Source organism: Mesorhizobium koreense, from assembly GCF_031656215.1.
GTDB classification, from domain to species: domain Bacteria; phylum Pseudomonadota; class Alphaproteobacteria; order Rhizobiales; family Rhizobiaceae; genus Mesorhizobium_L; species Mesorhizobium_L koreense.
Genome location: NZ_CP134228.1, coordinates 156,212 through 181,336, shown reverse-complemented (window position 1 = coordinate 181,336; position 25,125 = coordinate 156,212). Strand labels below are relative to the sequence as shown.

At 65.1% G+C, this 25,125-nt stretch carries 19 protein-coding genes; 7 read left to right on the top strand and 12 right to left on the bottom strand.

The window, feature by feature from the left end; genetic code table 11:
* Positions 1–193: 193 nt before the first annotated feature.
* Complete coding sequence (locus RBH77_RS00830) at positions 194–1,450, bottom strand: ABC transporter substrate-binding protein (RefSeq protein ID WP_311030231.1); 1,257 nt, start codon at positions 1,448–1,450, stop codon at positions 194–196.
* A gap of 386 nt (positions 1,451–1,836) precedes the next feature.
* On the opposite strand from RBH77_RS00830, the gene RBH77_RS00825 reads away from it, so the two are divergent.
* Positions 1,837–2,850: a LacI family transcriptional regulator gene (locus RBH77_RS00825; RefSeq protein WP_311030230.1), complete on the top strand. Its 1,014-nt coding sequence runs from the start codon at positions 1,837–1,839 to the stop codon at positions 2,848–2,850.
* 236 nt (positions 2,851–3,086) lie between these two features.
* Here RBH77_RS00825 and gnd read toward each other — a convergent pair whose 3' ends face one another.
* The 4 genes from gnd to RBH77_RS00805 all read right to left on the bottom strand — a co-directional run bounded on the left by gnd (position 3,087) and on the right by RBH77_RS00805 (position 8,869).
* Positions 3,087–4,499 (bottom strand): NADP-dependent phosphogluconate dehydrogenase, encoded by a 1,413-nt coding sequence (gene gnd, locus RBH77_RS00820; protein WP_311030229.1) that lies wholly within the window; start codon positions 4,497–4,499, stop codon positions 3,087–3,089.
* Positions 4,500–4,955: 456 nt separating this feature from the next.
* Entirely contained in the window at positions 4,956–5,768 is an 813-nt protein-coding gene (locus RBH77_RS00815; RefSeq protein ID WP_311030228.1) for an FAD binding domain-containing protein, read from the bottom strand.
* A gap of 125 nt (positions 5,769–5,893) precedes the next feature.
* Positions 5,894–8,248 carry a xanthine dehydrogenase family protein molybdopterin-binding subunit gene (locus RBH77_RS00810; protein ID WP_311030227.1) on the bottom strand — a complete coding sequence of 785 codons (2,355 nt, stop codon included), beginning with the start codon at positions 8,246–8,248 and terminating at the stop codon, positions 5,894–5,896.
* A gap of 120 nt (positions 8,249–8,368) precedes the next feature.
* Positions 8,369–8,869 carry a (2Fe-2S)-binding protein gene (locus RBH77_RS00805; protein WP_311030226.1) on the bottom strand — a complete coding sequence of 167 codons (501 nt, stop codon included), beginning with the start codon at positions 8,867–8,869 and terminating at the stop codon, positions 8,369–8,371.
* Positions 8,870–9,112: 243 nt separating this feature from the next.
* Here RBH77_RS00805 and RBH77_RS00800 point away from each other — a divergent pair, with 243 nt between their 5' ends.
* Both RBH77_RS00800 and RBH77_RS00795 read left to right on the top strand, forming a co-directional pair.
* Entirely contained in the window at positions 9,113–10,297 is a 1,185-nt protein-coding gene (locus RBH77_RS00800) for an FIST N-terminal domain-containing protein (protein ID WP_311030225.1), read from the top strand.
* Between the two features lie 19 nt (positions 10,298–10,316).
* Complete coding sequence (locus RBH77_RS00795; RefSeq protein WP_311030224.1) at positions 10,317–11,657, top strand: ATP-binding response regulator; 1,341 nt, start codon at positions 10,317–10,319, stop codon at positions 11,655–11,657.
* A gap of 282 nt (positions 11,658–11,939) precedes the next feature.
* Here RBH77_RS00795 and RBH77_RS00790 read toward each other — a convergent pair whose 3' ends face one another.
* Complete coding sequence (locus tag RBH77_RS00790) at positions 11,940–12,779, bottom strand: DUF2189 domain-containing protein (protein ID WP_311030223.1); 840 nt, start codon at positions 12,777–12,779, stop codon at positions 11,940–11,942.
* A gap of 222 nt (positions 12,780–13,001) precedes the next feature.
* Between RBH77_RS00790 and RBH77_RS00785 the strand changes: the two genes are divergently transcribed.
* Positions 13,002–14,192 (top strand): MFS transporter, encoded by a 1,191-nt coding sequence (locus RBH77_RS00785; RefSeq protein WP_311030222.1) that lies wholly within the window; start codon positions 13,002–13,004, stop codon positions 14,190–14,192.
* Between the two features lie 8 nt (positions 14,193–14,200).
* Here RBH77_RS00785 and RBH77_RS00780 read toward each other — a convergent pair whose 3' ends face one another.
* Complete coding sequence (locus RBH77_RS00780) at positions 14,201–15,928, bottom strand: SulP family inorganic anion transporter (protein ID WP_311030221.1); 1,728 nt, start codon at positions 15,926–15,928, stop codon at positions 14,201–14,203.
* A gap of 75 nt (positions 15,929–16,003) precedes the next feature.
* Positions 16,004–16,270, bottom strand: a complete 267-nt coding sequence (locus RBH77_RS00775) for a helix-turn-helix domain-containing protein (protein WP_311030220.1) — start codon at positions 16,268–16,270, stop codon at positions 16,004–16,006.
* A gap of 722 nt (positions 16,271–16,992) precedes the next feature.
* On the opposite strand from RBH77_RS00775, the gene RBH77_RS00770 reads away from it, so the two are divergent.
* The gene (locus RBH77_RS00770; RefSeq protein ID WP_311030219.1) at positions 16,993–17,280 is read left to right on the top strand and encodes a hypothetical protein; all 288 of its coding nucleotides are present in this window, start codon (positions 16,993–16,995) and stop codon (positions 17,278–17,280) included.
* Positions 17,281–17,284: 4 nt separating this feature from the next.
* Here the strand turns inward: RBH77_RS00770 and hutU are convergent, their stop codons facing one another.
* From hutU to hutI, 4 genes are all read right to left on the bottom strand, one after another.
* The gene (gene hutU / locus RBH77_RS00765) at positions 17,285–18,958 is read right to left on the bottom strand and encodes a urocanate hydratase (RefSeq protein WP_311030218.1); all 1,674 of its coding nucleotides are present in this window, start codon (positions 18,956–18,958) and stop codon (positions 17,285–17,287) included.
* Positions 18,955–19,761 carry an N-formylglutamate deformylase gene (gene hutG, locus RBH77_RS00760; protein WP_311030217.1) on the bottom strand — a complete coding sequence of 269 codons (807 nt, stop codon included), beginning with the start codon at positions 19,759–19,761 and terminating at the stop codon, positions 18,955–18,957. The genes hutU and hutG overlap by 4 nt, the downstream gene beginning before the upstream one ends.
* A gap of 232 nt (positions 19,762–19,993) precedes the next feature.
* A complete protein-coding gene (hutH, locus tag RBH77_RS00755) occupies positions 19,994–21,529 on the bottom strand; it encodes a histidine ammonia-lyase (protein WP_311030216.1) in 1,536 nt (511 codons plus the stop codon).
* A 253-nt stretch (positions 21,530–21,782) separates the two neighbouring features.
* Positions 21,783–22,982: an imidazolonepropionase gene (gene hutI, locus RBH77_RS00750; protein WP_311030215.1), complete on the bottom strand. Its 1,200-nt coding sequence runs from the start codon at positions 22,980–22,982 to the stop codon at positions 21,783–21,785.
* A 75-nt stretch (positions 22,983–23,057) separates the two neighbouring features.
* On the opposite strand from hutI, the gene RBH77_RS00745 reads away from it, so the two are divergent.
* Together RBH77_RS00745 and hutC are read left to right on the top strand one after the other, a co-directional pair.
* Positions 23,058–24,425 (top strand): formimidoylglutamate deiminase, encoded by a 1,368-nt coding sequence (locus RBH77_RS00745; protein WP_311030214.1) that lies wholly within the window; start codon positions 23,058–23,060, stop codon positions 24,423–24,425.
* Complete coding sequence (gene hutC / locus RBH77_RS00740) at positions 24,395–25,123, top strand: histidine utilization transcriptional repressor HutC (RefSeq protein ID WP_311030213.1); 729 nt, start codon at positions 24,395–24,397, stop codon at positions 25,121–25,123. The genes RBH77_RS00745 and hutC overlap by 31 nt, the downstream gene beginning before the upstream one ends.
* Positions 25,124–25,125: the final 2 nt, after the last annotated feature.

Below are 25,125 nucleotides of genomic sequence, written 5' to 3'. Positions count from 1 at the left end.
CGCTTCGCGGCCACCTCTCCCCCACTTCGTAGGGGAGAGGAAGGGTGTCCGACGTTGCGGCCGGCGCTTCCTCTACCCCGTCGAGCGGGGGAGAGGTGGCTCGCGAAGCGAGACGGAGTGGGGGTCGATCTTCATAAGCGCTTGCCCTCTCGGGTACGTCCGGCCGACGTTCAGCCGGACGACGCTCTCGCTATCAGTCCGAGTTCTTGATGATGTCGGCGAACTTCTTCTGCGCAGCCTCGGCCGTCATGGAATCGTCGGCCCAGTATTGCGTGATGAGCGAGTTGAGCTGGTTCGACGTATCCTCGGTGATGAACCGCTGCACGCCGGTGGCGATGCGCTTGGGATCGTCGACTGCCTTCAAGGCTTTCTGCATGCAGGGGTCCGCCGTCGCCATGTCCACGTCGCCGCGCACGGGCATGGAGCCCTTGGCGTTGTTGAACGCGACCTGCACCTTCGGGCTGATCAGGAGCGCGGCAAGGCGCTTCTGCGCCGCTTCCTTGTCGGGGTCCTTCTGCTTCGGGAAGACGACCACGTCGCCGTCTGTGCTGACGATGGGGTTGTCCTCGTCGAGGCCGATCATGCAGCCGAAATCCTTCACGCCCGTCATGCCGGCCGCCGCGAATTCGCCGCGTGCCCAGTCGCCCATGATCTGCAGCCCGGCCTTGCCGGTGATCACGAGATTGGTGGTGTCGTTCCAGTTGCGGTTGGCGTAGCCGTTATCGGTAAACGGCTTCAATTCCTTGAGTTCCGTGAGCGCCTGTTTCACGCCGTCGCTGTTGACGATGTCGACATCCTTCTTGCCGTACATCTGCTCCATCTTGGGAATGCCGATCTTGTAGAGCAGGATCTGGTCGAAGGCGCCCTTGATCTGCCAGCCATTGCCGTCACCGCCGATGGCGAAGGGAATGATGCCGGCCTCCTTCAGCTTCGGCGCGTCCTTGACGAACTCGTCGAAGTTCTTCGGGTGAGACAATTTCGCCGCATCGAACGCCTTGTAGGAATACCAGCCCCAGGGCCAGGAATGGATGTTGACCGGCACGCAGTACCAGTGCCCGTCCACCAGGCAGGCATTGGCGATCTTCTTCGGCCGGATCACCTCGGCCCAATGGCCTTCCTTGGCGACGTCGTCGAGCTGCAGGAGCAGATTGTTCTTGATCAGCTCTTCATATTCGCGGCCCGGGTTGAACTGCGCGGCCCCCGGAGGATCGCCGCCGAGCACGCGCTGCATGACGGTCGCGCGCGCCGTCTGGCCGAGCGCGATGGCGCTGTCGACCCATTTGTCGCCCTTGCCGTCATTGTCGAAGGCCTTAGCGAATTCGGCGACCGCCCGCGATTCGCCCTTCGAGGTCCACCAATGGATGACCTCGAGGTCGGTGGCGTTGGCGGGCGCGGAAAACTGAAAGGCAGTCGCGGCCGCAAGCGCCGCGATCATGAGCTTGTAACGCATCACTCTCCTCCCGATCTGAAACGTTGCAGATCGAAGGCTAAGCGAAGTGGAACTCTTAGGCAACGCCCGAATCGCCTTTCGCCGCGATTTTTTTCTCGTCTCGAAAAAATGTGATTGTGCGGTCACCATGCCGCCGTCAGCGATCAAATCGTTGCTGCGATGCGATAATCCGTGCTGATAAGCAGGCTAACCTACTGAATCTGCTGATTCCGCGCCTGCACAGGGTGCACGCGGCCGGTCGGCATATTTGGGGCGGCATGCCGGTGCGACTTGATCCAGAACGGCGCTATTGTTTTCATCTGAAACGTTGCAGATTATTGTCTTTTCCGACCGCACTTGCTCATAAATATGCTATCGGCGGCATCGGAATGGACGGGAAGACAAGCATGGACACGCCCGCCGGCGAGCGGCCGACGCTGAAGACGATCGCCTTCATGACCGGGCTCGGCATCACCACCGTCTCGCGCGCGCTGAAGGATGCGCCGGAGATCGGCGAGGAGACGCGCAAGCGCGTGCAACTCGTCGCGCGGCAGGTCGGCTACCGGCCGAACCGCGCCGGCGTCAGGCTCAGGACCGGCAAGACCAATGTCATCAGCCTGATCCTGAATACCGAACAGGAGGTCACCGGCTTCAGTTCCGACATGATCTACGGCATCTCGGAGGTGCTGGCCGACACGCCCTACCATCTGATCGTCACGCCCTATTCGCGCCGCAACGACCCGATGGAGCCGGTGCGCTACGTGGTGGAGACCGGCTCGGCCGACGGCATCATCATCTCGCGCACGGAGCCCGACGATCCGCGCGTGAAATACATGCTGGAATACGGCTTCCCGTTTGCCGCGCATGGGCGCACGCATATGGGGCTGGAGCATCCCTGGCACGATTTCGACAATTTCGCTTATGCGCGTGATGCGGTCCGCGCGCTTATCACGGCCGGCCGCAGGAAGCTGGCGCTGCTCGGCCCCGCGCCGACCCTTTCCTACCACTACCACATGCGCGACGGCTTCCACGAAGGCGTGTTCGAGGCCGGCGCCAGCGAAGTGCCGTTCAACGGCGCAACCCTCGACACCGCTATCGGCGACATCAAGGCGAGGACGGTCGAATTGATGCGCCGGCCGAACAGACCGGACGGCATCGTCAGCGGCTCGGGCGGCGCCGCCTTTGCTATTGTCGCGGGCATCGAGGAGGCCGGATTGAAGCTCGGCCGCGACGTCGATCTCGTCTCCAAGCAGTCGTCACGCCTGCTGCACTGGTTCCGCCGCGAGATCTTCACCGTGGACGAGGATATCAAGCTCGCCGGGCGCGAACTCTCCTCGGCCGTCCTGAAACGGATCGGGGGTGCCGACGTCAAATCGCTGCAGAGTTTGAGTGTTCCGGACAAGCCGGCGAGAGAGGGATGAGCGGGCAGCGTGTCGCTGCAGAAATCAGTGGGTGTCGATTGTCCAGTGAGCCTGTTGATGGCCGATGGTGCGTCCTTCGAGGCTCGCTGCGCTCGCACCTCAGGATGAGGACGGTCGGTGCTGCGCTTTGTCTAACGGCGTTGTTCGGTTCAACTCGATTAAGGCCGTAGAGCACCAACGTCCCTCATCCTGAGGTGCGAGCGCAGCGAGCCTCGAAGGACGCACCCAAACCAAAACTATCCGTGGCCGCCCCACGGGCCATGCTGCTCGCCCTTCATGTCGATGCGCTCGAAGCCGTGGGCGCCGAAGAAATCGCGCTGGCCCTGGATGAGGTTGGCGGTGCCGCGGCCCTGCCGGTAGGCGTCGAAATAGGCGAGCGCCGAGGAGAGCGCCGGCACCGGCAATCCGGCTTCGGCCGCCCAGGCGACGGTGCGGCGCAGCGACGGATGCGCCTCGGCCATCATCTTCACGAAGCTCGGCGCGACCAGAAGGTTCGTCACCGGGCCGGCCTTGTAGGCTTCGGCGATCGTGTCGAGGAACTGCGAGCGGATGATGCAGCCGGCCCGCCAGATCTTGGCGATGGTCGGCATGGGCAGCTTCCACTTGAATTCGCGTGAGGCGGCTTCCATCACCGCGAACCCCTGCGCGTAGGCGGCGATCTTGCCCGCGAAGAGCGCCAGTTCAAGGTCGCCGGCCGGTAGCGGCTTCTGCTCGGGGAGGCTGACCTTGCGCTTGTAGAGCTTCTCGGCGGCTTCGCGCTCGTCCTTCATCGCAGACAGGCTGCGCGCCGCCACCGCCGCCTCGATCGCGGTTGCCGGCACGCCCATTTGCTGCGCCTCGATGGCCGACCAGCGGCCGGTGCCCTTCTGTCCGGCACGGTCGAGGATAAGGTCGACCATCGGCTTGCCGGTCTTCGGGTCGGTTGTGTCCAGCACCGAGGCCGTGATCTCGATCAGGTAGGAATTCAGCCGGCCCTCGTTCCATTTGGCGAAGATCTTGGCGATGTCCTTCGGCTTCATCTTCAACCCGTCGCGGAAGATGCCGTAGATCTCCGCGATCATCTGCATGTCGCCATATTCGATGCCGTTATGGATGGTCTTGACGAAATGGCCAGCGCCGCCCGCGCCGAGCCAGGCGCAGCAGGGTTCGCCGTCGAATTTCGCGGCGATCGCATTCAGGATGCCCTTGACGCGGCCATAGGCCTTCTTGTCGCCGCCGGGCATGATCGACGGGCCGTGACGCGCACCCTCCTCACCGCCGGAGACGCCCATGCCGATGAAGGAGAGGCCGGAGCCTTCCAGATCGCCGAAGCGGCGCATCGTGTCGTGGAAATTGGCGTTGCCGGCGTCGATGACGATGTCGCCTTCCGACAGGAACGGCCGCAGCTTGGTGATCTCCTCGTCCACCGCCTGTCCGGCGGAGACCATCAGGATGATGGGGCGCGGTGGCCGGATCGCCTTCACCAGCCCTTCGAGCCGCGTGCAGGGCACGATGCGCTCGCGCAACTCGCCGGCATTTTCGAAGAACGCGCCTGTCTTGGAGGTTGTGCGGTTGTAGACGGCGATCGCGTAGCCCTTCTCGGCGATGTTGAGGGCGAGGTTCGAGCCCATGACCCCAAGGCCGATGAGGCCGATTTCCGCTTGCGCCATATTCCCATCCCAAACAATTGTCTCGGCGCCGCCACCCCTGCGGGCACCTGGATGTGGGGATGATGGACACCGTCAAGCCCTGCCGTCAACCGGCGCAATCGCAAGGCAGGCATGCAATGAGGGCGGGAGCGGGCGCGTCGGCTACACCTTTCGTAGAAGGCCGCCGGGCAGTTGGCAGCCTCCCCTTTGGGGGTCGGTGGATTTGTGAAGCCGCCACCCACACCCTTAATCCCTCTCACAAGGGCGGGATAGTCGCATATGGCTGGATTACCCCCACTCCGTCGCGCTTCGCGCGCCACCTCTCCCCCAGATTCGTGGGGTAGAGGAAAGGTGCCCAGCCTTGCTGCCGGCGTTTCCTCTCCCCCGTCGAACGGGGGAGAGGTGGTCGGCGCAGCCGATCGGAGTGGGGGTCGAACTTCAATATCCGAAGCCCTTCCAGGAAGGGCGGACGTCCTCTTACCCGTTCGCCTTCGCCACCGCGCGTTTCGCCATCACCACGACGAGCGCGGCGCGATAATCGGAGGAGGCGTGGATGTCGGACATCAGCTTCTTCGAGGGGACGGTTACGCCTTCAAGCGCGGAGGCGTCGAACTTCTTCGACAGCGCCGCCTCGATCTCCTTCGAGCGGAAGACGCCGTCTTCCCCGGCACCTGTCACCGCGGCGCGCACATCGTCCTTACCGTTGGCCTTGCCCTTGGCGACGAAGACACCGGTCATGGCGTAGCGCGAGGCCGGGTTACGGAATTTTTCGTATCCGGCCTTGGCGGGCGCTGAAAACTTCACTGCCGTGACGATCTCGCCGTCTTTCAGTGCTGTCTCGAACAGGCCGGTGAAGAATTTCGCCGCCGCGATCTCGCGCTTGTTGGTGACCACCGTCGCGTCGAGCGCCAGAAGGGCTGCCGGATAATCCGCCGCCGGATCGTTGTTGGCGATCGAGCCTCCGATCGTGCCCCTGTGGCGCACGGCCGGGTCGCCGATATGGGCGGCGAGATCCGAGACTGCCGGGCAGACGGCCCTGAGCTTCTCGTTTGCGGCCACTTCGGCGTGGGTGGTGCCGGCGCCGATGGTGACGTTCTTGCCGGATACCTTGATGCCTTTCAGGTCGGCGATGCGGCCGAGATCGACGAGGTCGCTCGGCGCGGCGAGCCTTGTCTTCATGGCCGGCAGGAGCGTCATGCCGCCGGAGAGGAATTTTACGTCATCGCCCTTTTTGGCGAGCTTGACGGCGTCGGCGACGGATGAGGCGCGGTGGTAGTTGACGGAATACATTGTGATTTTCTCCCTTCGGGCGAGAGCGAATAGTGAGTAGCGAATAGCGAGTAGGGATTTCTACCTTCGATCGCTTTCGCTCAATCTCCCCTATTCGCCACCCCCTATTCGCTATTCGCTCTTGTTCAATGCCTTGTCGCTGCCTTCAGTGCCGACCACACCTTCAAGGGCGTCGCCGGCATCGTCATCTCGTTGTCGCCGATCGCGTCGGTGATGGCGTTGATCACCGCCGGCGGTGAGCCGATGGCGCCGGCCTCGCCGCAGCCCTTCATGCCGAGTGGATTGCCGGGGCAGGGCGTGTTCGAGGTCGATACCTTGAAGGACGGCAGATCGTCGGCGCGCGGCATGGTGTAATCCATGTAGCTCGCGGTGACGAGCTGGCCCGAAGTCTCGTCGTAGCGGCAACCTTCGAGCAGCGCCTGGCCGACGCCCTGGGCGATGCCGCCATGGACCTGGCCCTCGACGATCATCGGATTGATGATGTTGCCGAAATCATCGGCGGCGACGAACTGGACGATCTCGGTCACGCCCGTATCGGGATCGATCTCGACCTCGCAGATGTAGCAGCCGGCCGGGAAGGTGAAGTTCGACGGATCGTAGAAGGCTGTCTCCTTCAGGCCGGGCTCCATACCGTCCGGAAGGTTGTGCGCGGTGTAGGAGGCGAGCGCCACCTGGAACCAGGGCAGGCTCTTGTCGGTGCCGGCCACCTTCAGTTCGCCGTTCTCGATGACGATGTCGGCCTCGTCGGCTTCCATCAGATGCGCGGCGATTTTCTTGGCCTTGGCCTCGACCTTGTCGATCGCCTTGGAAATGGCGCTCATGCCGACCGCGCCGGAGCGCGAGCCGTAGGTGCCCATGCCCATCTGCACCTTGTCGGTGTCGCCATGGACGATGGAAACGCTGTCGATCGGGACGCCGAGGCGCTGGTTGACCAATTGCGCAAAGGTCGTCTCGTGGCCCTGGCCGTGGCTGTGCGAGCCGGTCAGGACCTCGATCGTGCCGACGGCGTTGACGCGGACCTCGGCCGATTCCCAAAGCCCGACGCCGGCGCCGAGCGAGCCGACCGCCTTCGACGGCGCAATGCCGCAGGCCTCGATGTAGCAGGAGAAGCCGATGCCCCTCAGCTTGCCGCGCTTCTTCGCCGCCTCGCGGCGCTTCGGGAAGCCGGCATAGTCGGCCTCCTTCATCGCCGCATTGAGGGAGGCGCTGAAATCGCCGGTGTCATAGTTCATGATGACCGGCGTCTGATGCGGGAACTGCGTGATGAAGTTGATGCGGCGGAACTCGGCCGGACTCATGCCGATTTCGCGCGCCGCCGTCTCCATCGTGCGCTCGATCAGGTAGCACGCCTCGGGCCGGCCGGCGCCGCGATAGGCGTCCACCGGCGCGGTGTTGGTGTAGACCGTGCGCACGTTGCAATGGATGGCCGGGATGTCGTACTGGCCCGACAGGAGCGTCGCGTAGAGGTAGGTCGGCACCGAGGAAGAGAAGAGCGACATGTAGGCGCCGAGATTGGCGATCGTGTCGACCTTGAGCGCGGTGACCTTGTTGTTCTTGTCGAGCGCCAGCTGAACTTCGGAGACATGGTCGCGGCCATGCGCGTCGCACAGGAAGCTTTCCGTGCGATCGGCCACCCATTTGACCGGCACGCCGGCGCGCTTTGAAGCCCACAGGCAGATGATCTCTTCCGGGTAGATGTAGATCTTGGAGCCGAAGCCGCCGCCGACATCCGGCGCGATGACGCGTAACTTGTTTTCCGGCGCGACATTGTAGAACGCGCTCATGACGAGGCGCGCCACATGCGGGTTCTGGCTGGTGGTCCAGCAGGTGTAGTGATCCTCGGCCTTGTTGTAGTGGCCAAGCGCGGCGCGCGGCTCCATAGCGTTCGGGATGAGCCGGTTGTTGACGATATGGATCTTCGTCACATGCGCCGCCTTGGCGATCGCCTCGTCCACCGCCTTGGCGTCGCCGATATCCCAGTCGAAGATCAGGTTGTTTTCGGCCTCGGGATGAAGCTGCGGCGCGCCCTTCTTCAGCGCCTGCACGGCGTCGGTGACGGCCTTCTTCTCCTTGTAGGTAACCTCGACCGCTTCGGCGGCGTCGCGCGCCTGGCCCTTGGTCTCGGCCACGACGATCGCTACCGCGTCGCCGACATAGCGCACCCGGTCGACCGCCAGCGGCGACCACGCACCCATCTTCATCGGCGAGCCGTCCTTGGAATGGATCATCCAGCCGCAGATCAGGTTGCCGATGCCGTCGGCCTTGAGCTGCTTGCCGGTGAGCACGGCGATGACGCCCGGCATGGCCTCGGCCGCCTTCACGTCGATCTTCTTCAAATCGGCATGCGCGTAGGGGCTGCGCACGAACGCCGCGTGCTTCATGCCCGGAACGACCATGTCGTCGACATAGCTGCCGGCGCCGGTGATGAAACGCCTGTCTTCCTTGCGCGCAACGCGTGCGCCGATACCTTCGATACCCATGTGAGTGCTCCTCCAGAACTGTCAGAAGCGAATAGGGAGTGGCGAATAGCGAGTAGGGAAAAGAGCGACTGCGACCGGGATCGAGACCGTATTCGCTATTCGCTACTCCCTATTCGTTCTTCAAGCCGCCTTCTTCGCCTTGCCCTTCGATCCCTTCGCCATCGTCTTCGATGCGGCGAGCACCGATTTGACGATGTTGTGATAGCCCGTGCAGCGGCAGATATTGCCCTCGAGTTCGTGGCGCACCGTCGCCTCGTCGAGCCCTTCGGGGTGGCGCGCGATCATGTCCACCGTGGTCATGATCATGCCCGGCGTGCAGAAGCCGCACTGCAGCCCGTGATTCTCCTTGAAGGCGGCCTGAACCGGATGCAGGTCCCCGCCATTCGCCAGCCCCTCGATCGTGGTGACCTCCGAGCCCGAGGCCTGCACGGCGAGCATGGTGCAGGACTTCACCGCCTTGCCGTCGACATGCACGACGCAGGCGCCGCACTGCGAGGTGTCGCAGCCGACATGCGTGCCGGTGAGGCCGAGATTCTCGCGCAGGAAATGTACCAGCAGCGTCCGGTCCTCGACCGAGCCCGATACTTTCCGGCCATTCACTACAAGCGATACGTCCGACATGTGTCCTCCCCAAATTTCGGGCCTGATTTCCGGATGCGCCGATCCCGGATCGGGACGCCTCCGCATATTAGCGATTGCCGCGACCGGCCGAAACTACCACGACAATGCAGTCCGGCATGAACACGTCATATTGTACTTTCGACCGAAGATGGCTTCCGACGCAAGTTGCCAAACGCGAAATTGCCGGCGATGATGGAAAATACCCGGTCGAGGAGGGCCGGTCGTCAGGGAGATGGTCACGTGGTGACCGAGCGTACCCAATATGATTGCGGCATCGTCGCGCTCACCGCGCCCGGCATCGGCGCCGACGGGTTCGCGCGAATGGTCGCCGAGGAGGCCGAAAGGCACGGCGCGGGCTTCGCCTTCATCTTCCATTCGCCGTCGCTCTTCACTTCGAAAGCCATCGAGGCGGCGATGCGCAAGCACGCGCCGGGCCTTGCGCATGCCGGCTGCACGACGGCCGGCGAGATAACGCCCGAAGGGATCGGCGACGGGGAGGCGCTGGCGCTGCTCCTGCCGGCGGCGCATTTCACCGTCCGTTCGGCGCTGATCGAGGACATATCGACGTCGGGCATGCATATCGTCGCGGACGAGGTGGAGCGACTCATTCGCGAACTGGACGATTGCGGCGACGGCGGGCCGGGCCGCCGACGCTTCGCCATGTGCCTGATCGACGGCATGTCGTTTGCCGAGGAGGCGGTGACCGCCGCCATCCATTGGGCGCTGGACGCCATTCCGCTCGTCGGCGGCTCGGCCGGCGACGATCTGAAATGGCAAAAGCCGGTGCTTTTCCACAACGGCGCTGTCTGCTCCGACAGCGCCATCATCTTCCTCGTCGCGACCGATATCCCCTTCAGCATCTTCAAGACCGATAATTTCATCCCGACCGACGCCAAGTTCGTCGTCACCGCGTCCGAGGCGGACCGGCGCGTCGTATCGGAATTCAACGCCCGGCCGGCGGCGATCGAATATGCCGAGGCGCTCGGCAAGGATGCCGGCTCGCTGTCGCAGATGAGCTTCGCCTCTTCCCCCGTGGTGGTGCGCGTCGGCGGCGAATATTTCTGCCGCGCCATCCGCGGTGTCGGCGAGGACGGGTCGCTGGCCTTCGCCTGCGCCATCGACGACGGTGTCGTGCTGACGCTCGCCGAGGCGCGCGGCATGGTCGAATCGACGCGCACCGCGCTTGACGGTCTCGACCGGCGGCTGGACGGTATCGACATGGTGCTCGGCTTCGACTGCTGCTATCGCCGTGTGGATGCTGCCAACCGTCAGATCATGCGCCCGATGGCCGAGCTTTACCGCAAATACAATGTCGTCGGCTTCGGCACCTATGGCGAGCAATACCAGTCCATGCACCTGAACCAGACGCTGACCGGCATCGCCTTCGGGAAGCGGCGTCCGGCGGCGCGCGCCGAGGCCGCCGAGTAGGTCGTAGTGACGAACTGACATGGCTCTGAACGATATTGCCGATATCGAGCGCCTCAGGCGGATCAACGAGGCGCTGATCGGCCGTGTCGAGCGCTCGATGGACCAGCAGGCCAACGCCTTTTCGCTGTTCCAGACGGCGATCAATCTCGAAAGCCGCATCCGCGAGCGCACCGACGAATTGCGCTCGACGCTGCGCCGCCTGGAGCAATCCAACCACGAACTCGCCCTGGCCAAGGAAGCCGCCGAACAGGCCAATCTGTCGAAGACGCGCTTTCTTGCCGCCGCGAGCCACGACGTGCTGCAACCGCTCAACGCCGCCCATCTGTCGATCTCGGCGCTGACCGATCTGCAGACCACGGGAGACGGACGCCGGCTTGCCGCCCAGGTCTCGCGCGCGCTGGAGACGATGGAGGACGTGCTTCGCACCCTTCTCGACATCTCCAAGCTCGATGCAGGCGTTGTGCGGCCGGAAATCTCCGATGTCGAGTTGCAGTCGCTCTTCCGCTCGCTGATGTCGGACTTCGCGCCGCTTGCCGCGAAGAAGGGATTGGAGTTGCGCTTCCGCACGACCGATGCGGTCATCCGCACCGACCGAATGCTCTACCGCCGCGTGCTGCAAAACATCATCTCCAACGCGCTCCGCTATACGGTCAAGGGCGGCGTCATCGTCGGCGTGCGGCGCAAGGCCGGCCGGATCGTGGTCGCCGTCGCCGATACCGGCATCGGCATCCCGCAGGAACAGTACGAGGCGGTCTATGAGGAATTTCAGCGCGGTCGCAATGCCGGCGAGGCGGAGCGGTCGAGCGGCGGGCTCGGCCTGGGGCTGGCCATCGTCAGGCGCCTGATCTCGGCGCTCGGACACGATATCTCGTTCACGTCCAGGCTTGGCAAGGGCACGGTCTTCCAGGTGGCCGCCTTGCCGGCGGCGGCGCGCGCCGCCCGCCTCGCCCTGCCGATACGTGCCCTCGAGACGCCCCGCTTCTACGGGCTCTACGGTGTTCGCGTCCTGCTCGTGGAAAACGACGTGGCCGTTCTGGAGGCGATGGCGGCGCTGCTCGAGCGCTGGCATTGTTCGATCCGCGTTGCCTCGTCTACCGGCGAGGCGCTTCAGTGCCTGGGCGACACGGACTGGGTGCCGGACCTCATCATCGCGGACCAGCATCTGGACGACGGCGACCTCGGCTCGATCACCATCGGGGAGGCCCGGCAATATCTGAACCGCGCCGTGCCCGCCCTGATCATCACCGCCGACCCGTCCGACGCACTGTCGATCGCGGCGCGCCAGTCAGGCATCGAATTGATGCACAAGCCGGTGAAGCCTGCCGAACTCCGTGCGCTGATGGCGCATCTGCTGGCGTGATGGGACGGAGAGTGACCCTCGCCTGCGAGGTTCAACGATCGCATATGAGTTCGACCCCCACTCCGATTTGCTTCGCAAACCACCTCTCCCCCGCTCGACGGGGGAGAGGAAGCGCCGGCCGCAAGGCTCTACTCCCTTCCTCTACCCCACGAAAGTGGGGGAGAGGTGGCCCGCGAAGCGGGACGGAGTGGGGGTTGTACTGCCCATGCTCCCAAGAAACGTTTGGAGCGGATCGCCTTTTCCCCTCGGCGATCCGCCCCGGCCGGTCCTCCGCTCGGAAGGCTATTTCCTTGGCATCTTCGAACGCGCCCGTCGTATCGGCACCGAGCTAGGCTCCACGACCTTGCGGTAAAGATGCCACGTCGCATGGCCGAGGATCGGTACGACAACCGCAAGCCCTGCGAAAACCGGGATCGAGCCGACGACCAGCGCCGCCGCGACGATCAGGCCCCAAACCGCCATCGGTCCCGGGTTGGCGGTGACCGCGCGGAAGGATGTCGTCACCGCTTCATAGGCGCCGGCGTCGCGGTCGAGCAGGAGCGGGAAGGCGATGACGGTGGTGGCAAGCACGATCACCGCGAAGACGAAGCCGGCGATGTTGCCCCAGACGATCACCATCCATCCCTGATGCGTGGTGAAGAGGTCGCGGAAGAAGCTGCCGATCGAGGCGGGAACCTGGTCGCCGAACTGCCAGACGTAGATCGCCTTGGCGACGAGCAGCCATGCCACGAACAGGCAGAGCAGGTAGATGCCCATCGCTACGATGGACGGGATCGACGGAGCATGCCGCACTTCGAGCGCATGTTTCCAGGACATGTCCATGCCGAGTTCCCGCCTGCGGCTGATTTCATACAGACCGACGCCCGCCAATGGTCCGATCAACGCGAAGCCCGACATCAGCGGAAAGAGCATCGGCAGCGCGTTGTGCCCGGAGGTCCAGGCCGCGAGAACGACACCGACCAGCGGATAGATCAGGCACAGGAAAACATAGTGCGACGGCTTCGTCATGAAATCGTCGAGCCCGCGCCTGAGCGCGTCGGTGAGATCGGCGTAACCGATCCGGCGCACAGCGAGTTCGACCGATCTTTCGCCTGCCCCGGCAATCACATGAAAGTTCGACATGACCATTGCTCCCTGTCGGGTTCGGAGCGGTCGCCGCCTCGCGAAACTGTCGTTGCCTGGTCACGCGGGGCGCGACCGTATAGGAAGGCTACACTATTCGCGGCGTTTTGTCGCGGTTTCGACGCCGGCCCCCAACAAATGTGAACGGCGGCCTTGTCTGCCGATCGTCTCCCGCCCAGGAACGATGTTCCGCTCCTGGACCCTGCCCAAGGAATTCCCCGCTTGATCCTGCGCCGCACCGTCTTCTTCCTCGGCATGTCGCAACTCGTCTGCTGGGGTACGGCCTATTATTTGATCGGTGGTTTCGGCCGGGTCATCGGAGACGATCTGGGCTGGAGCCGCGATCTCGTCTATGGCGGCTTTTCGCTTGCGCTCCTCGTCATGGGTTTCGCTTCGCCGCTCGCCGGCCGTCTGATCGACCGGCATGGGGGTCGCAAGGTCATGGCGACAGGATCGGTGCTGATCGCGCTCGGCTGCGCCGGCGTCGCGCTCTCCCACGGCGTGGTCCTTTATTATGCGAGCTGGATCGTCCTCGGCCTCGCCATGCGCCTCACCCTTTATGACGCGGCCTTCGCCACGCTGGCGCGCATCGGCGGGCCTTCAGCCAGAAAGCCGATGGCGCAGGTGACACTGTTCGGCGGGCTCGCCTCGACCGTGTTCTGGCCCTTCGGCCATATGCTGACGGAGCTTTTCGGATGGCGGGCCGCGCTCTTCATCTATGCCGGGGTTGCGCTCCTGACGCTGCCGCTTCATCTGGCCATCCCCGTCAGCCGCTATGGCGATGCCGCGCCCGCCGCGATGCCGGCGCCGTCTCTTCCCGCCGAACGGCCGCCGCTTGCGGTCTCCCCGCGCGACCGCTTTGCCGCCGGAGCCCTCTACGCGCTTATTACGACGGCGGTGAACTTCCTCAATTCCGGCATGTCGGCGCATATGATCAACATCCTCGCCGGGCTCGGGCTGGCAGCCGGCGCCGCGGTCTGGATCTCGACCTTGCGCGGCATCGCGCAGTCGGCGGCGCGGCTTGGCGAAGTGATGTTCGGTGCGCGGCTCGACGCGTTCCATCTCAACATGCTGGCGGCCGCGCTTCTGCCTTTCGCCTTCGTCGCCGGCATGGCGGGTGGCGTCTTCGTGCCCGCCGCCCTTGCCTTTGCCTTCGTCTATGGCGCCGGCAACGGCCTCACCACCATCACGCGGGGCACGCTTCCTCTCGCGCTTTTCGACCGCAACACCTACGGCCTCGTCGTTGGCCGCCTCCTGATGCCGAGCTTCATCGTCTCGGCCGCCTCGCCCCTCGTCTATGCGAGTATCATCGAGCGTTTCGGCAGCCAGGCCGCGCTCGTCCTGTCGGCCGTCGTCGCGTTACTGGCGCTGGCCGCGGCAATCATGCTCCATCTGCGCTTCCTGAAAAGATAGCAGCCGCATCAGGCCGCGGCCGCGAGCTCCGCTGCCTTGCGGCGGATATGATCGAGGACGCTTGCGACGCTGGCGCCGTAGCGCGCATGCGGCTGGCGCACGCCGTGGCTCAGGAGCATGCGGCGGACCTGTGGCGACGCGCCGGCGATATAGAAGCGTACGCCGGCGCGCGACGCCTTGCGTGCGGCGCCTTCGATGACGTTGGCCGCTGTCGAATCGAGGAACGGCACCTTCGAGCAGTCGAGCACGAAATTCCGGTGCTTGTCGGCGATGCGGTCGAAGACGGAGCCCACCGCCTCCGCCGCGCCGAAGAAGAAGGCGCCGGAGATGCGGTAGACGACCGTGTCGGGATCGCTCGCTTCGGCGGCGTCGTAGCGCTTGCGGTCGCCGTTGGTCGTATCGGGCAGATCCTCGATCGCGGGCGGCGCGTGCGCCTCCACGGCGACGGCGTGTGCCATACGGTTGATGAAGAGAAGCGCGCCGAGCGCGAAGCCGACCACGATGCCGGTGGTGAGGTCGCGGAAGACGACGAGCGCGAAGGTGACGAGCAGCACAAGCGCGTCGCCGCGCGAGGAGCGGATGAGCGCCGCGAAGGCTGGCCGCTCCACCATGTTCCAGGCGACCACCGCAAGCACGCCGGCGAGTGCGGCAAGCGGCACGTAGACGGCGAGCGGCGCGGCGACCGCCATGAACAGGAGCACGAACATCGAGTGGAAGAAGCCGGAAAGCGGGCCGTGCGCGCCGGCCCGGATATTGGTCGCGGTGCGCGCGATAAGGCCGGTGACGCAGATGCCGCCGAAGAGCGGCGAGACCACGTTGGCAAGACCCTGCGCGACCAGTTCGCAATTGGAACGGTGGCGGCGTCCGGTCATGCCGTCGGCGACCACGGCCGACAGGAGCGATTCGATGGCGCCGAGGAGGGCAAAGGAGATCGCGTCCGGTAAAAGCGTCAGCATCTTGTCCAGGCTGAATACGGGAAGCGTCGGCTCCGGCAGGCTGCGCGGGATGCCGCCGAAGCGGCTGCCGATCGTTTCCACCGGCAGGCCGAACGCGGCGACGGCGAGCGAAGCCACGGCAACGGCGATCAGGAAGGCCGGCCAGGCGGGGCGCAGGCGCTTGACCGCGACGATCGTGCCGATCGTCAGCACTGCGACCAGCACCGCGGCCGGGTTTGTCGTGCCGGCCGCCTTGCCGAGCACGATCATCTTGTCGAGGAAATCGCCCGGTTCCTTGCCGGCGAGCGTCAGGCCGAAGAGGTCGTGCAACTGGCTGGCGAGGATGATGACCGCGATGCCCGCCGTGAAGCCGACGGTGACGGGGTAGGGGATAAATTTCACATAGGTGCCGAGCCTCAGGTAGCCGGCCGCGATCAGCATGGCGCCTGCCATCATGGTGGCGAGGAAGAGGCCTTCTATCCCGTGCCGGTCGACGGTCGCGGCGACGAGCACGATGAAAGCGCCGGCCGGTCCGCCGACCTGGAAACGGCTGCCGCCGAAGAGCGCGATGATGGTGCCGCCGATGATCGCCGTGTAGAGGCCGCGTTCGGGCGTCACATGCGAGGCGATGGCGATCGCCATGGAGAGCGGCAGCGCCACGATCGCCACGGTCAGCCCGGCGATGATGTCGGCGCGCAGATGCGCCGGCCGGTAGCCTTCCTTGAGGACGGTGATGAGTTTCGGCGTGTAGAGTTCCCAGAAGCCCGGCGCTTGGCGGCGCGGGCGAGATGCGGCGTCCATATCGACAACCCGGCGGCGCGGCCCGGCGCGTCGTGGAAAAGCCCGTCTCGCCGGCCCGTGGGCGCCGGCGGCCTTTCAGCGGGCTGATCCGTCCGGCGGTGTCTTCAGCCTGACCCCGCGGCCGCCGCCGTCGCTCGTCTGGTTGTCGCCGATGAGCGTCACGCCGGCCTCCTCGAGCGCCTGGATCACCTTGACCAGCGTATCCACCACACCGCGCACGACGCCGTCTGAGGCTTCCATGCGCTGCACGGTGGGCAGCGAGACGCCGGCGCGTTCGGCAAGCGTCTTCTGGTCCATCCCGATCAGCGCGCGCGCGGCGCGCATCTGCGCTGCCGTGATCATGCCGACAAGCCCGTTGAAAGTGCAGTATGCACGTATAAACCCCTTATCATGATGTTTCAAGTATCATTATTGGTATAAAATCACTAATCCCGCATTGGCGGCTGCCAGCATAAGCTCCGAAGTTATGGGGACGACGGCGACTATGGCAAGGCCGGTCGCTTCCAAGCCGTTCATCGCCTCACCTGGCTGCACCGTAAAGCGGATGCGTTACCGTTGCATTCCGGTAACATATGTGTCCGACCGGTAACAGTTGGTGGAAGATCGATTGTATGGACGCGAAACGCTCATAAAAGCGATGGACGGGAATCAGCGGCTTTGGCAGCATTATGGTTAATGGAGACGGCGGCGACAGAGCATCGGGGACGGGCTGCAAAGGGGCTTCGGCCTACGGGGGTGCTGCCTCCAGACGAAGGAGATCGGACCGCGGTCTCCGACGTGATCCGTCCAGGCGAAAGCCGGTAGACGGCCAGGACAGAGGCCAGTGGTTCGGCGGGGCTGACTTTCAGGGACCACTGGCCCGCGTCAGGCAAACGCAGGCATGCCTGCTTTCTCGATCCCCTGCTTTCTCGATTTACCGAATGCGTCATCCGTGGCCGGTTCCGTTTGGCCGAGCCTGTCGCCCGAACCGGTCGATGGAGCTTCGATCATGCAACACATGGGTCGAAACTCAGCCCCGCCACTATTAGATAGTGCCGGAAACGGCATCGATGGAGGCAGCGTGGATGACGAGGATGCTTGTGTCAGGCCTCGCGGCGCTGGTTGCGCTATGCGCGCCGGCTTCGGCGTTCGAGTTGGCGCAGGACCTGACCTGCGATCAGGCAATCGCCTATTATGAGAAGAACCACGTCATCTACGTCCTCACCCATGACGTGATCGCGGTGCCCATCCGTGTCGGCGTCCCCGCCAAGGATGCCGACAAGCTGCAATGCCCCGATCAGGGGCAGCACCCGCACGGCTATACCGTCGAGACGAAGGACCGTTGGCGCTGCATTATCGCCGTGACGTGTTGACGAGTCAGTTGCCGAGGATGGCCGGCAGCCTCAGCCCCTTTTCCTTCGCGCATTCGATTGCCGTCTCGTAACCGGCATCCGCATGGCGCATGACGCCGGTGGCTGGGTCGTTCCACAGCACGCGCTCGAGCCGCTTCGCCGCTTCCGGCGTGCCGTCGGCGCAGATCACCATTCCGGCGTGCTGCGAAAAGCCCATGCCGACGCCGCCGCCATGGTGCAGCGACACCCATGTCGCGCCCGAGGCGCAATTGAGCAGCGCGTTGAGGAGGGGCCAGTCCGACACGGCGTCCGACCCGTCCTTCATCGCCTCGGTCTCACGGTTGGGCGAGGCGACGGAGCCGGAATCGAGATGGTCGCGGCCGATGACGACCGGCGCCTTCAACTCGCCCTTCGCCACCATCTCGTTGAAGGCGAGGCCGAGCCGGTGGCGGTCGCCGAGGCCCACCCAGCAGATGCGCGCCGGCAGGCCCTGGAAAGCGATGCGCTCCCTTGCCATGTCGAGCCAATTGTGCAGATGCGTATTGCCCGGCGTCAGTTCCTTGACCTTGGCGTCGGTGCGGAAGATGTCCTCCGGGTCGCCCGAAAGGGCGGCCCAACGGAAGGGGCCGATGCCGCGGCAGAAGAGCGGGCGGATATAGGCGGGAACGAAGCCTGGAAAGGCGAACGCGTTGTCGAAGCCCTCGTCCTTGGCGACCTGGCGGATATTGTTGCCGTAGTCGAGCGTCGGCACGCCGTCGTTCCAGAAGCCGACCATGGCCTCCACATGCTCGCGCATGGATTGGCGGGCTGCCTTTTCCACCGCCTTCGGATCGCTCTCGCGTTTTTCGCGCCATTCCCCGAGCGACCAGCCCTTCGGCAGATAGCCGTTGAGCGGATCGTGCGCAGAGGTCTGGTCGGTCAGGATGTCCGGCCTGACGCCGCGCCGGTGAAGTTCCGGCACGATCTCGGCGGCGTTGCCGACAAGCCCGACCGACTTCGCTTCGCCGGCCTTCGTCCAACGCTCGATCATGGCGAGTGCCTCGTCGAGCGTATCCGCACGCTCGTCGACATAGCGGGTGCGGAGCCTGAAATCGATGCGGTCGGGGTCGCATTCGATGGCGAGGCAGGAGGCACCGGCCATGATGGCGGCAAGCGGCTGCGCCCCGCCCATGCCGCCCAGGCCCGCGGTCAGGATCCATTTCCCCTTGAGATCGCCGTTATAGTGCTGGCGGCCGGCCTCCACGAAGGTCTCGTAGGTGCCCTGCACGATGCCCTGCGTGCCGATATAGATCCACGACCCGGCCGTCATCTGGCCGTACATCATCAGGCCCTTGCGATCGAGCTCGTTGAAATGGTCCCAGTCGGCCCAGTGCGGCACGAGGTTGGAATTGGCGATCAGCACGCGCGGCGCGTCGGCGTGGGTGCGGAAGACGCCGACCGGCTTGCCCGACTGGACGAGCAGCGTCTCGTCCTCCTTCAGCGTCTTCAGCGTCGCCACGATGGCGTCGAAATCGTTCCAGGTGCGCGCGGCGCGGCCGATGCCGCCATAGACGACGAGCTCGTTCGGGTTTTCCGCCACGCCCGGATCGAGATTGTTCATCAGCATCCTGAGCGGCGCTTCCGTTTGCCAGGAAAGCGCGTTGAGTTCCGGGCCGCGCGGCGCATGGATCTCGCGGATGTTGTGACGGGGATTGGTCATGACCAGACTCCGGATTTCATCGAAAGGGCGATTTCCTCGAGGCGCTTCAGGATGGCGCCGAGATGGACGCGCAGCCTTTCGGCCTTGGTCTCGTCATAGGCGAAGGGCGGTTCTTCGGTCGCGAGATGGGTGGACTGCGCCAGTTCCATCTGCACGGCATGGACGCCATCCTGCGGCCTTCCATAGTGCCGCGTCGTCCAGCCGCCGCGGAAGCGGCCGTTGAGGATCGACGTATAGCCCTTCGCCGAGCGGCAGATGTCGACCACGGCCTCCTCGAGTTCCGGTGCGCAGGTCCTGCCGTTGTCGGTGCCGATGTTGAAGTCGGGCAGGATGCCGTCGAACAGGAACGGGCATTTTGAGCGGATCGAGTGGCAATCGTAGAGCACGGCGATGCCGTGGATAGATTTCACGCGCTCGATTTCGGCTGCAAGCGCCGCATGGTAGGGCGCATGGAACAGCGCCTTGCGCCGTTCGATCTCCTTCCCGTCCGGTTCCTTCGACCAGAGCGGCTGGTCGTCGAAATCGGTGAGCGGCACAAGCCCCGTCGTGTTCTGCCCCGGATAGAGGCTGGCGCCCGACGGGTCGCGGTTAGCGTCGATGCAATAGCGATGGAAGGTCGCGCGGACTGTCGTCACCTCCGGCAGCAGGCCGGCATAGAGGCGGTGGATGTGCCAGTCCGTATCGCGCAGCTTGCGGCCTTCCTCGTTGAGGTCGGCCCATATGTCCGGCGGCACCTCCGTACCGGTATGCGGGAAGCCGAGGATGACGGGCGAGGTGCCGCGGGTGATTTCAAAGGGGGTCATTGAGGGACTCCGAACGATAGGCCATGCCCCCTTTTGCGAGGCGATTGTGTGAAAACACCCCCACCCCTAGCCCCTCCCCACAAGGGGGAGGGAGACTTTGCTCCGACGCTGAGTGGCGCAAACTTCGACGATTTTAGCCAGGAACGCGGTGCCGGCGTCTCCCTCCCCCTTGTGGGGAGGGGACAGGGGTGGGGGTAAACGGCCGTGCCGTTTCCATCTGCTATAAGTATCATCATCCCTCCAGCCCAGGCAAAATGCCCGCCGAAACGCTGTCGCAGAGCGCCCCCGAACGCACCAATTCACCAGCGGCCGCGAGGTCGCCCGCCATATAGCGGTCCACCTCCAGCGCCGGGACGGCGTTGCGGACCGCCTGATGCGCCTTCTGCAATTCGCCGCTGGTCTTGAGCGGCGCCCGAAAGTCGATGCCCTGCGCCGCCGTGACCGCCTCGATGCCGATGATCGCGGCGAGGTTTTCGGCCATGTCGAGAAGCCGGCGCGCGCCGTGGCAGGCCATGGACACATGGTCCTCCTGGTTGGCGGAGGTCGGCGTGGAATCGATCGAGGCCGGATGCGCGCGCTGCTTGTTCTCGCTCATCAGCGCGGCGGAAGTGACCTCGGCGATCATCAGGCCGGAATTGAGCCCCGGCTTCTTCGCCAGGAAGGCCGGCAAGCCGAAGGAGAGCGCCGGATCGACCAGAAGCGCGATGCGTCTTTGGGCAATGGCCCCGATCTCGCAGATGGCGAGCGCGATCTGGTCGGCCGCGAACGCCACAGGCTCGGCGTGGAAATTGCCGCCGGAGACGACCGAGCCGTCGGAGAGCACAAGCGGATTGTCGGTCACGGCATTGGCTTCAAGCGTGAGCGTGCGTGCACACTGGCGCAATATGTCGAGTGCTGCACCGTCCACCTGCGGCTGGCAGCGTATGCAATAAGGGTCCTGCACGCGCTCGTCGCCGAGCCGGTGGCTTTCGCGGATTTCCGAGCCGTCGAGCAAACGCCACAGCGCCGCCGCCGTGTCGATCTGGCCCTGATGGCCGCGCAGTGCGTGGATTTCGGGATGGAATGGCGCGGAGGAGCCCATCGCGGCATCGGTCGAGAGCGCGCCGGTGACCAGCGCCGCGTTTGCCGCGCGATGCGTCTCGAAAAGCCCGGCAAGCGCCAGCGCGGTCGAGACCTGCGTGCCGTTGATCAGCGCAAGCCCTTCCTTGGCGGCGAGCACGACCGGCTTCAGCCCGGCTTTTTCGAGTGCCGCCCGCGCGGCCATCCTTTCGCCGGCCAGATATGCCTTGCCTTCGCCGATCATCGCGGCGGTCATGTGGGCAAGCGGCGCGAGGTCACCCGAAGCCCCGACCGAGCCCTTTTCCGGGATGACCGGCACAACGCCTTTTTCCAGCATCGCTTCGATCAGCGACACCGTCTCCATGCGCACGCCCGACGCGCCGCGCCCGAGCGACATCAGCTTCAACGCCATGACGAGACGCACGATCTGAGGCTTCAGCGGCTGGCCGACGCCGCAGCAATGCGAGAGGATGAGGTTGCGCTGGAGGGTGGCCACGTCCGCCGCCGGGATGCGTACGCTGGCAAGCTTCCCGAAGCCGGTGTTGATGCCGTAGACGGCGTCGGCCCCGCCGGCGATCTCCGCGATGCGGGCGGCGGCGGCCTCGATGCGCGGATGCGAGGCGGAGGCGAGGCGGACAGGTTCGGACCCTCGATAGATGCGCTCCAGCGTTTCAAGCGTGATGGCACCGGGATGGAGAGTGAGGGTCATGGGCGCGACTCCATCTCATGGATCGCGCCCGAGGCTTTGAATGTCTTGCGGCCGAAATCACCCCCCTCTGCCCTGCCGGACATCTCCCCCTCAAGGGGGGAGATTACGGCGGCCGCTCGGCTCGGCTCCCATCCTGCAGTGCTGGTGATTGGTGAGAGCAAAGATGAAGGCCTGATCTCCCCCCTTGAGGGGGAGATGTCCGGCAGGACAGAGGGGGGTGCGAAGCGGCGCGGCGCTGAGCGAATTATCTCCATCATCCCACGATCACCTTGTTCAGCGCATTGAACCCGATCCGATACGCCAGTTCGGCCGGATGTCCGACGTCCCACACCGCAAGCTCGGCGCGTTTGCCGACCTCGATCGTCCCGACTTCTTCCGCCAGCCCGAGCGCTCGCGCGGCATTGCGGGTCACGCCGGCAAGCGCCTCCTCGGGCGCGAGGCGGAAGAGCGTCGAGGCCATGTTCATGGTCAGAAGGAGCGAGGCGAGCGGTGAGGAGCCGGGATTGCAGTCGGTGGCGATGGCGATCGGCACGCCCGCCGAGCGCAGCGCATCGACCGGCGGCGCCTGCTTTTCACGCAGGAAATAGAAGGCTCCGGGAAGCAGGACCGCGACGGTCCCGTTTTTCGCCATGGCCTCGGCGTCAGCTTCGTCCAGATATTCGAGATGGTCGGCCGACAGCGCGCGATAGGAGGCTGCGAGTGCAGCCCCACCCAGATTGGAAAGCTGCTCGGCGTGGAGCTTGACCGGGATGCCAAGCGCCTTCGCGCGTTCGAAGACGCGCGCGATCTGCGCTGGCGAAAAGGCGATGCCCTCGCAGAACCCGTCGACGGCATCGACCAGCCCTTCGGCCTGCGCGGCATCGAGGCCCGGCAGCACCACCTCGTCGATATAGGCGTCGGCGCGGCCCTTGTATTCCGCAGGGACGGCATGCGCGGCAAGGTAGCTCGTCTTCACTCGCACCTTGCGCAATTCGCCGAGCCGTCGCGCGGCGCGCAGCATCTTCAATTCGTCCTCGATCGTCAGTCCGTAGCCCGACTTGATCTCGATCGTCCCGACCCCTTCGGCCATCAGCGCATCGAGCCGGGGAAGGGCGGCTTCGACCAGTTCATCCTCGGAGAGCGCCCGCGTCGCCGTGACTGTCGAGACGATGCCGCCGCCGGCGCGCGCGATCTCCTCATAAGTCGCGCCTTGAAGCCGCATCTCGAATTCCTTCGCCCGGTTGCCGCCGAAGACGAGATGCGTGTGGCAGTCGATCAGGGCAGGCGTCACGAGCCGGTTGCCGCAATCCTCAACGGTGGTGCCGCGCCAATCGGCCGGCACCGCATCGGCCTTGCCGACCCAGGCGATGCGGCCGTCCTCGATCCCGATCGCGCCATCCGCGACGAGGCCGTAAGCGGTCCCACCCGGCTGCATCGTGGCGATGTTCGTGGCTTTGACGATTTTTCTGTTCATGGTGCCTGAGGCGGTTCACATGTCTCGATTTGATGCTATTATGTCTAGACAAAATAAGTCAACACGGAAATGGCCATGCGGACGATATTCGCGGCGACGGCGCTCCTCGAGGATGGCTGGGCGAAAGATGTCCTTGTCGGGATCGACGATGATGGCCGCGTCGCTTCGGTCGCGAAGGACGTTAAGGCCGCGCCCGGCAGCATGCATGTCGAGACGCTGCTGCCGGCCGCCTGCAACCTGCACAGCCACACCTTCCAGCGCGCCATGGCTGGCCTGACCGAACGGCGCGGCCCCTCCGAGCGCGATAGTTTCTGGACGTGGCGCGAGGTGATGTACCGCTTTCTCGACCTTCTCTCGCCGGAGGATATCGAGGCCGTCGCCGCCTTCGCCTTCATGGAGATGCAGGAAGCCGGCTTCGCGGCAGTGGCGGAGTTCCATTACCTCCACAACCGGCCGGGCGGCGGCGCCTATGACGATCCCGGCGAACTGTCCGTTCGGATCGCCGCGGCGCAAGCCTCGACCGGCATCGGCCTCACGCTTTTACCGGTCTATTACGCGCAAGGCGGCGTCGACGGCCGCCCGCTTGCCGGCGGCCAGCTTCGCTTCGGCAACAGACTCGACGGATTCGCGGCGGAGATGGAGCGGGCGGGCGAGATCGTCAAAGGCCTTTCCCCCGACACCGGCCTCGGCGTCGCGCCGCACTCGCTGCGCGCCGTCGGTCCAGCCGATCTGGAAGCGCTGACCGGCATGCTGCCCGACGCGCCCTTCCATATGCACATTGCCGAGCAGGAGGGCGAGGTGGAGGAGGCGCTGGCCGAGCTTGGCGCGCGGCCGGTCGAATGGCTGCTTGCCAACATGCCTGTGGACAAGCGCTGGTGCCTCATCCACTGTACCCATATGGAGCCGCGCGAGACCGAGGCGTTGGCGCGGAGCGGCGCGGTTGCCGGCCTCTGTCCGGTCACGGAAGCCAATCTCGGCGACGGCATATTCGACGGCGCCCGCTTCCTTGCGTCCGGCGGATCGATAGGCGTCGGCTCCGACTCCAACATCCGCATCACCCTCAACGAGGAACTGCGCCAGTTCGAATATTCGCAGCGCCTGCGCGACCATGCTCGCGTCGTGCTGGCCGGCGCCGGCCAGTCGGCCGGCCGCGTCCTCTACGGCAAAGCGCTTGCCGGAGGCGCACAGGCGCTGGGCCGCCAGTCGGGCCGCATCGCGCCGGGGCTGTGGGCCGATCTGGTCGCGTTGCAAAGGGGCGAGGGGTTGATGCTCGCAAAACAGCCCGATCTGCCGCTCGACAACTGGATATTCTGCGGTGACGGCAAGGTTTCGGACCTCTGGTCGGCCGGCCGCCATAGGGTGGCGGAGGGCCGCCATGTCCGCCGCGAGGAAATCGCCCGGCGTTATCACGAATGCCTGACGGCGATCGCCGCGAAGCTATGAGCAACGGCAAGCGCCTCTCCTATCGCGACATTAGCGAGGATATCCTGAAACGCATCGCCAAGCGCGTCTGGGAGCCAGGCGCGCTGATCCCCGGCGAGCAGGCGCTTGCCGCCGAATTCGGCTGTTCGCGGGCGACGGTCAACCGCGCGCTGCAGGATCTCGCCCGCGCCGGCATCCTCGAGCGGCGGCGCAAGGCCGGCACGCGGGTCTCGCTCAATCCGGTGCGCGAGGCGCGCTTCGTCATCCCCTTGGTGCGGCAGGAGATCGAGGCGAAGGGCGCGGAATACCGCTATCGGCTGCTGGGCTGCGAGACCGACAAGGCGGGCGAGGCGGTGGCCGACCGGCTCGGGCTGGAGAAGTCCGCGCGCATGCTGCATGTCCGCTGCCTGCATCTCGCCGACGGCGCGCCCTACCAATACGAGGATCGCTGGATCAATCCTGACGCCGTGCCGGATGTCCGCGATGCACCGTTCGATACCGTCAGCCCGAACGAGTGGCTGGTGACGAACGCGCCCTTCTCGCGTGCTGAATTCATTTTCCGGGCGGCCCGCGCCGGCGCGGAGGAAGCCGCGCTGCTCGGCCTGCCGGAGGGCGAGGCGGTCTTCGTCGCGGAGCGGCTGACATGGCTCGCCGACAAGCCGGTCACCTTCGTGCGCATGGTTCACCCGCCCAGCCATCGCATCGTGACGGAGTTGTAGAT

Excerpts from the sequence above, each read along its gene's own strand:
- RBH77_RS00830 (WP_311030231.1), bottom strand. The coding sequence starts at position 1,450 with ATGCGTTACAAGCTCATGATCGCGGCGCTTGCGGCCGCGACTGCCTTT.
- RBH77_RS00825 (WP_311030230.1), top strand. The coding sequence starts at position 1,837 with ATGGACACGCCCGCCGGCGAGCGGCCGACGCTGAAGACGATCGCCTTC.
- gnd (WP_311030229.1), bottom strand. The coding sequence starts at position 4,499 with ATGGCGCAAGCGGAAATCGGCCTCATCGGCCTTGGGGTCATGGGCTCG.
- RBH77_RS00815 (WP_311030228.1), bottom strand. The coding sequence starts at position 5,768 with ATGTATTCCGTCAACTACCACCGCGCCTCATCCGTCGCCGACGCCGTC.
- RBH77_RS00810 (WP_311030227.1), bottom strand. The coding sequence starts at position 8,248 with ATGGGTATCGAAGGTATCGGCGCACGCGTTGCGCGCAAGGAAGACAGG.
- RBH77_RS00805 (WP_311030226.1), bottom strand. The coding sequence starts at position 8,869 with ATGTCGGACGTATCGCTTGTAGTGAATGGCCGGAAAGTATCGGGCTCG.
- RBH77_RS00795 (WP_311030224.1), top strand. The coding sequence starts at position 10,317 with ATGGCTCTGAACGATATTGCCGATATCGAGCGCCTCAGGCGGATCAAC.
- RBH77_RS00790 (WP_311030223.1), bottom strand. The coding sequence starts at position 12,779 with ATGTCGAACTTTCATGTGATTGCCGGGGCAGGCGAAAGATCGGTCGAA.
- RBH77_RS00780 (WP_311030221.1), bottom strand. The coding sequence starts at position 15,928 with ATGGACGCCGCATCTCGCCCGCGCCGCCAAGCGCCGGGCTTCTGGGAA.
- RBH77_RS00775 (WP_311030220.1), bottom strand. The coding sequence starts at position 16,270 with ATGATCACGGCAGCGCAGATGCGCGCCGCGCGCGCGCTGATCGGGATG.
- RBH77_RS00770 (WP_311030219.1), top strand. The coding sequence starts at position 16,993 with ATGACGAGGATGCTTGTGTCAGGCCTCGCGGCGCTGGTTGCGCTATGC.
- hutU (WP_311030218.1), bottom strand. The coding sequence starts at position 18,958 with ATGACCAATCCCCGTCACAACATCCGCGAGATCCATGCGCCGCGCGGC.
- hutG (WP_311030217.1), bottom strand. The coding sequence starts at position 19,761 with ATGACCCCCTTTGAAATCACCCGCGGCACCTCGCCCGTCATCCTCGGC.
- hutH (WP_311030216.1), bottom strand. The coding sequence starts at position 21,529 with ATGACCCTCACTCTCCATCCCGGTGCCATCACGCTTGAAACGCTGGAG.
- hutI (WP_311030215.1), bottom strand. The coding sequence starts at position 22,982 with ATGAACAGAAAAATCGTCAAAGCCACGAACATCGCCACGATGCAGCCG.
- RBH77_RS00745 (WP_311030214.1), top strand. The coding sequence starts at position 23,058 with ATGCGGACGATATTCGCGGCGACGGCGCTCCTCGAGGATGGCTGGGCG.
- hutC (WP_311030213.1), top strand. The coding sequence starts at position 24,395 with ATGCCTGACGGCGATCGCCGCGAAGCTATGAGCAACGGCAAGCGCCTC.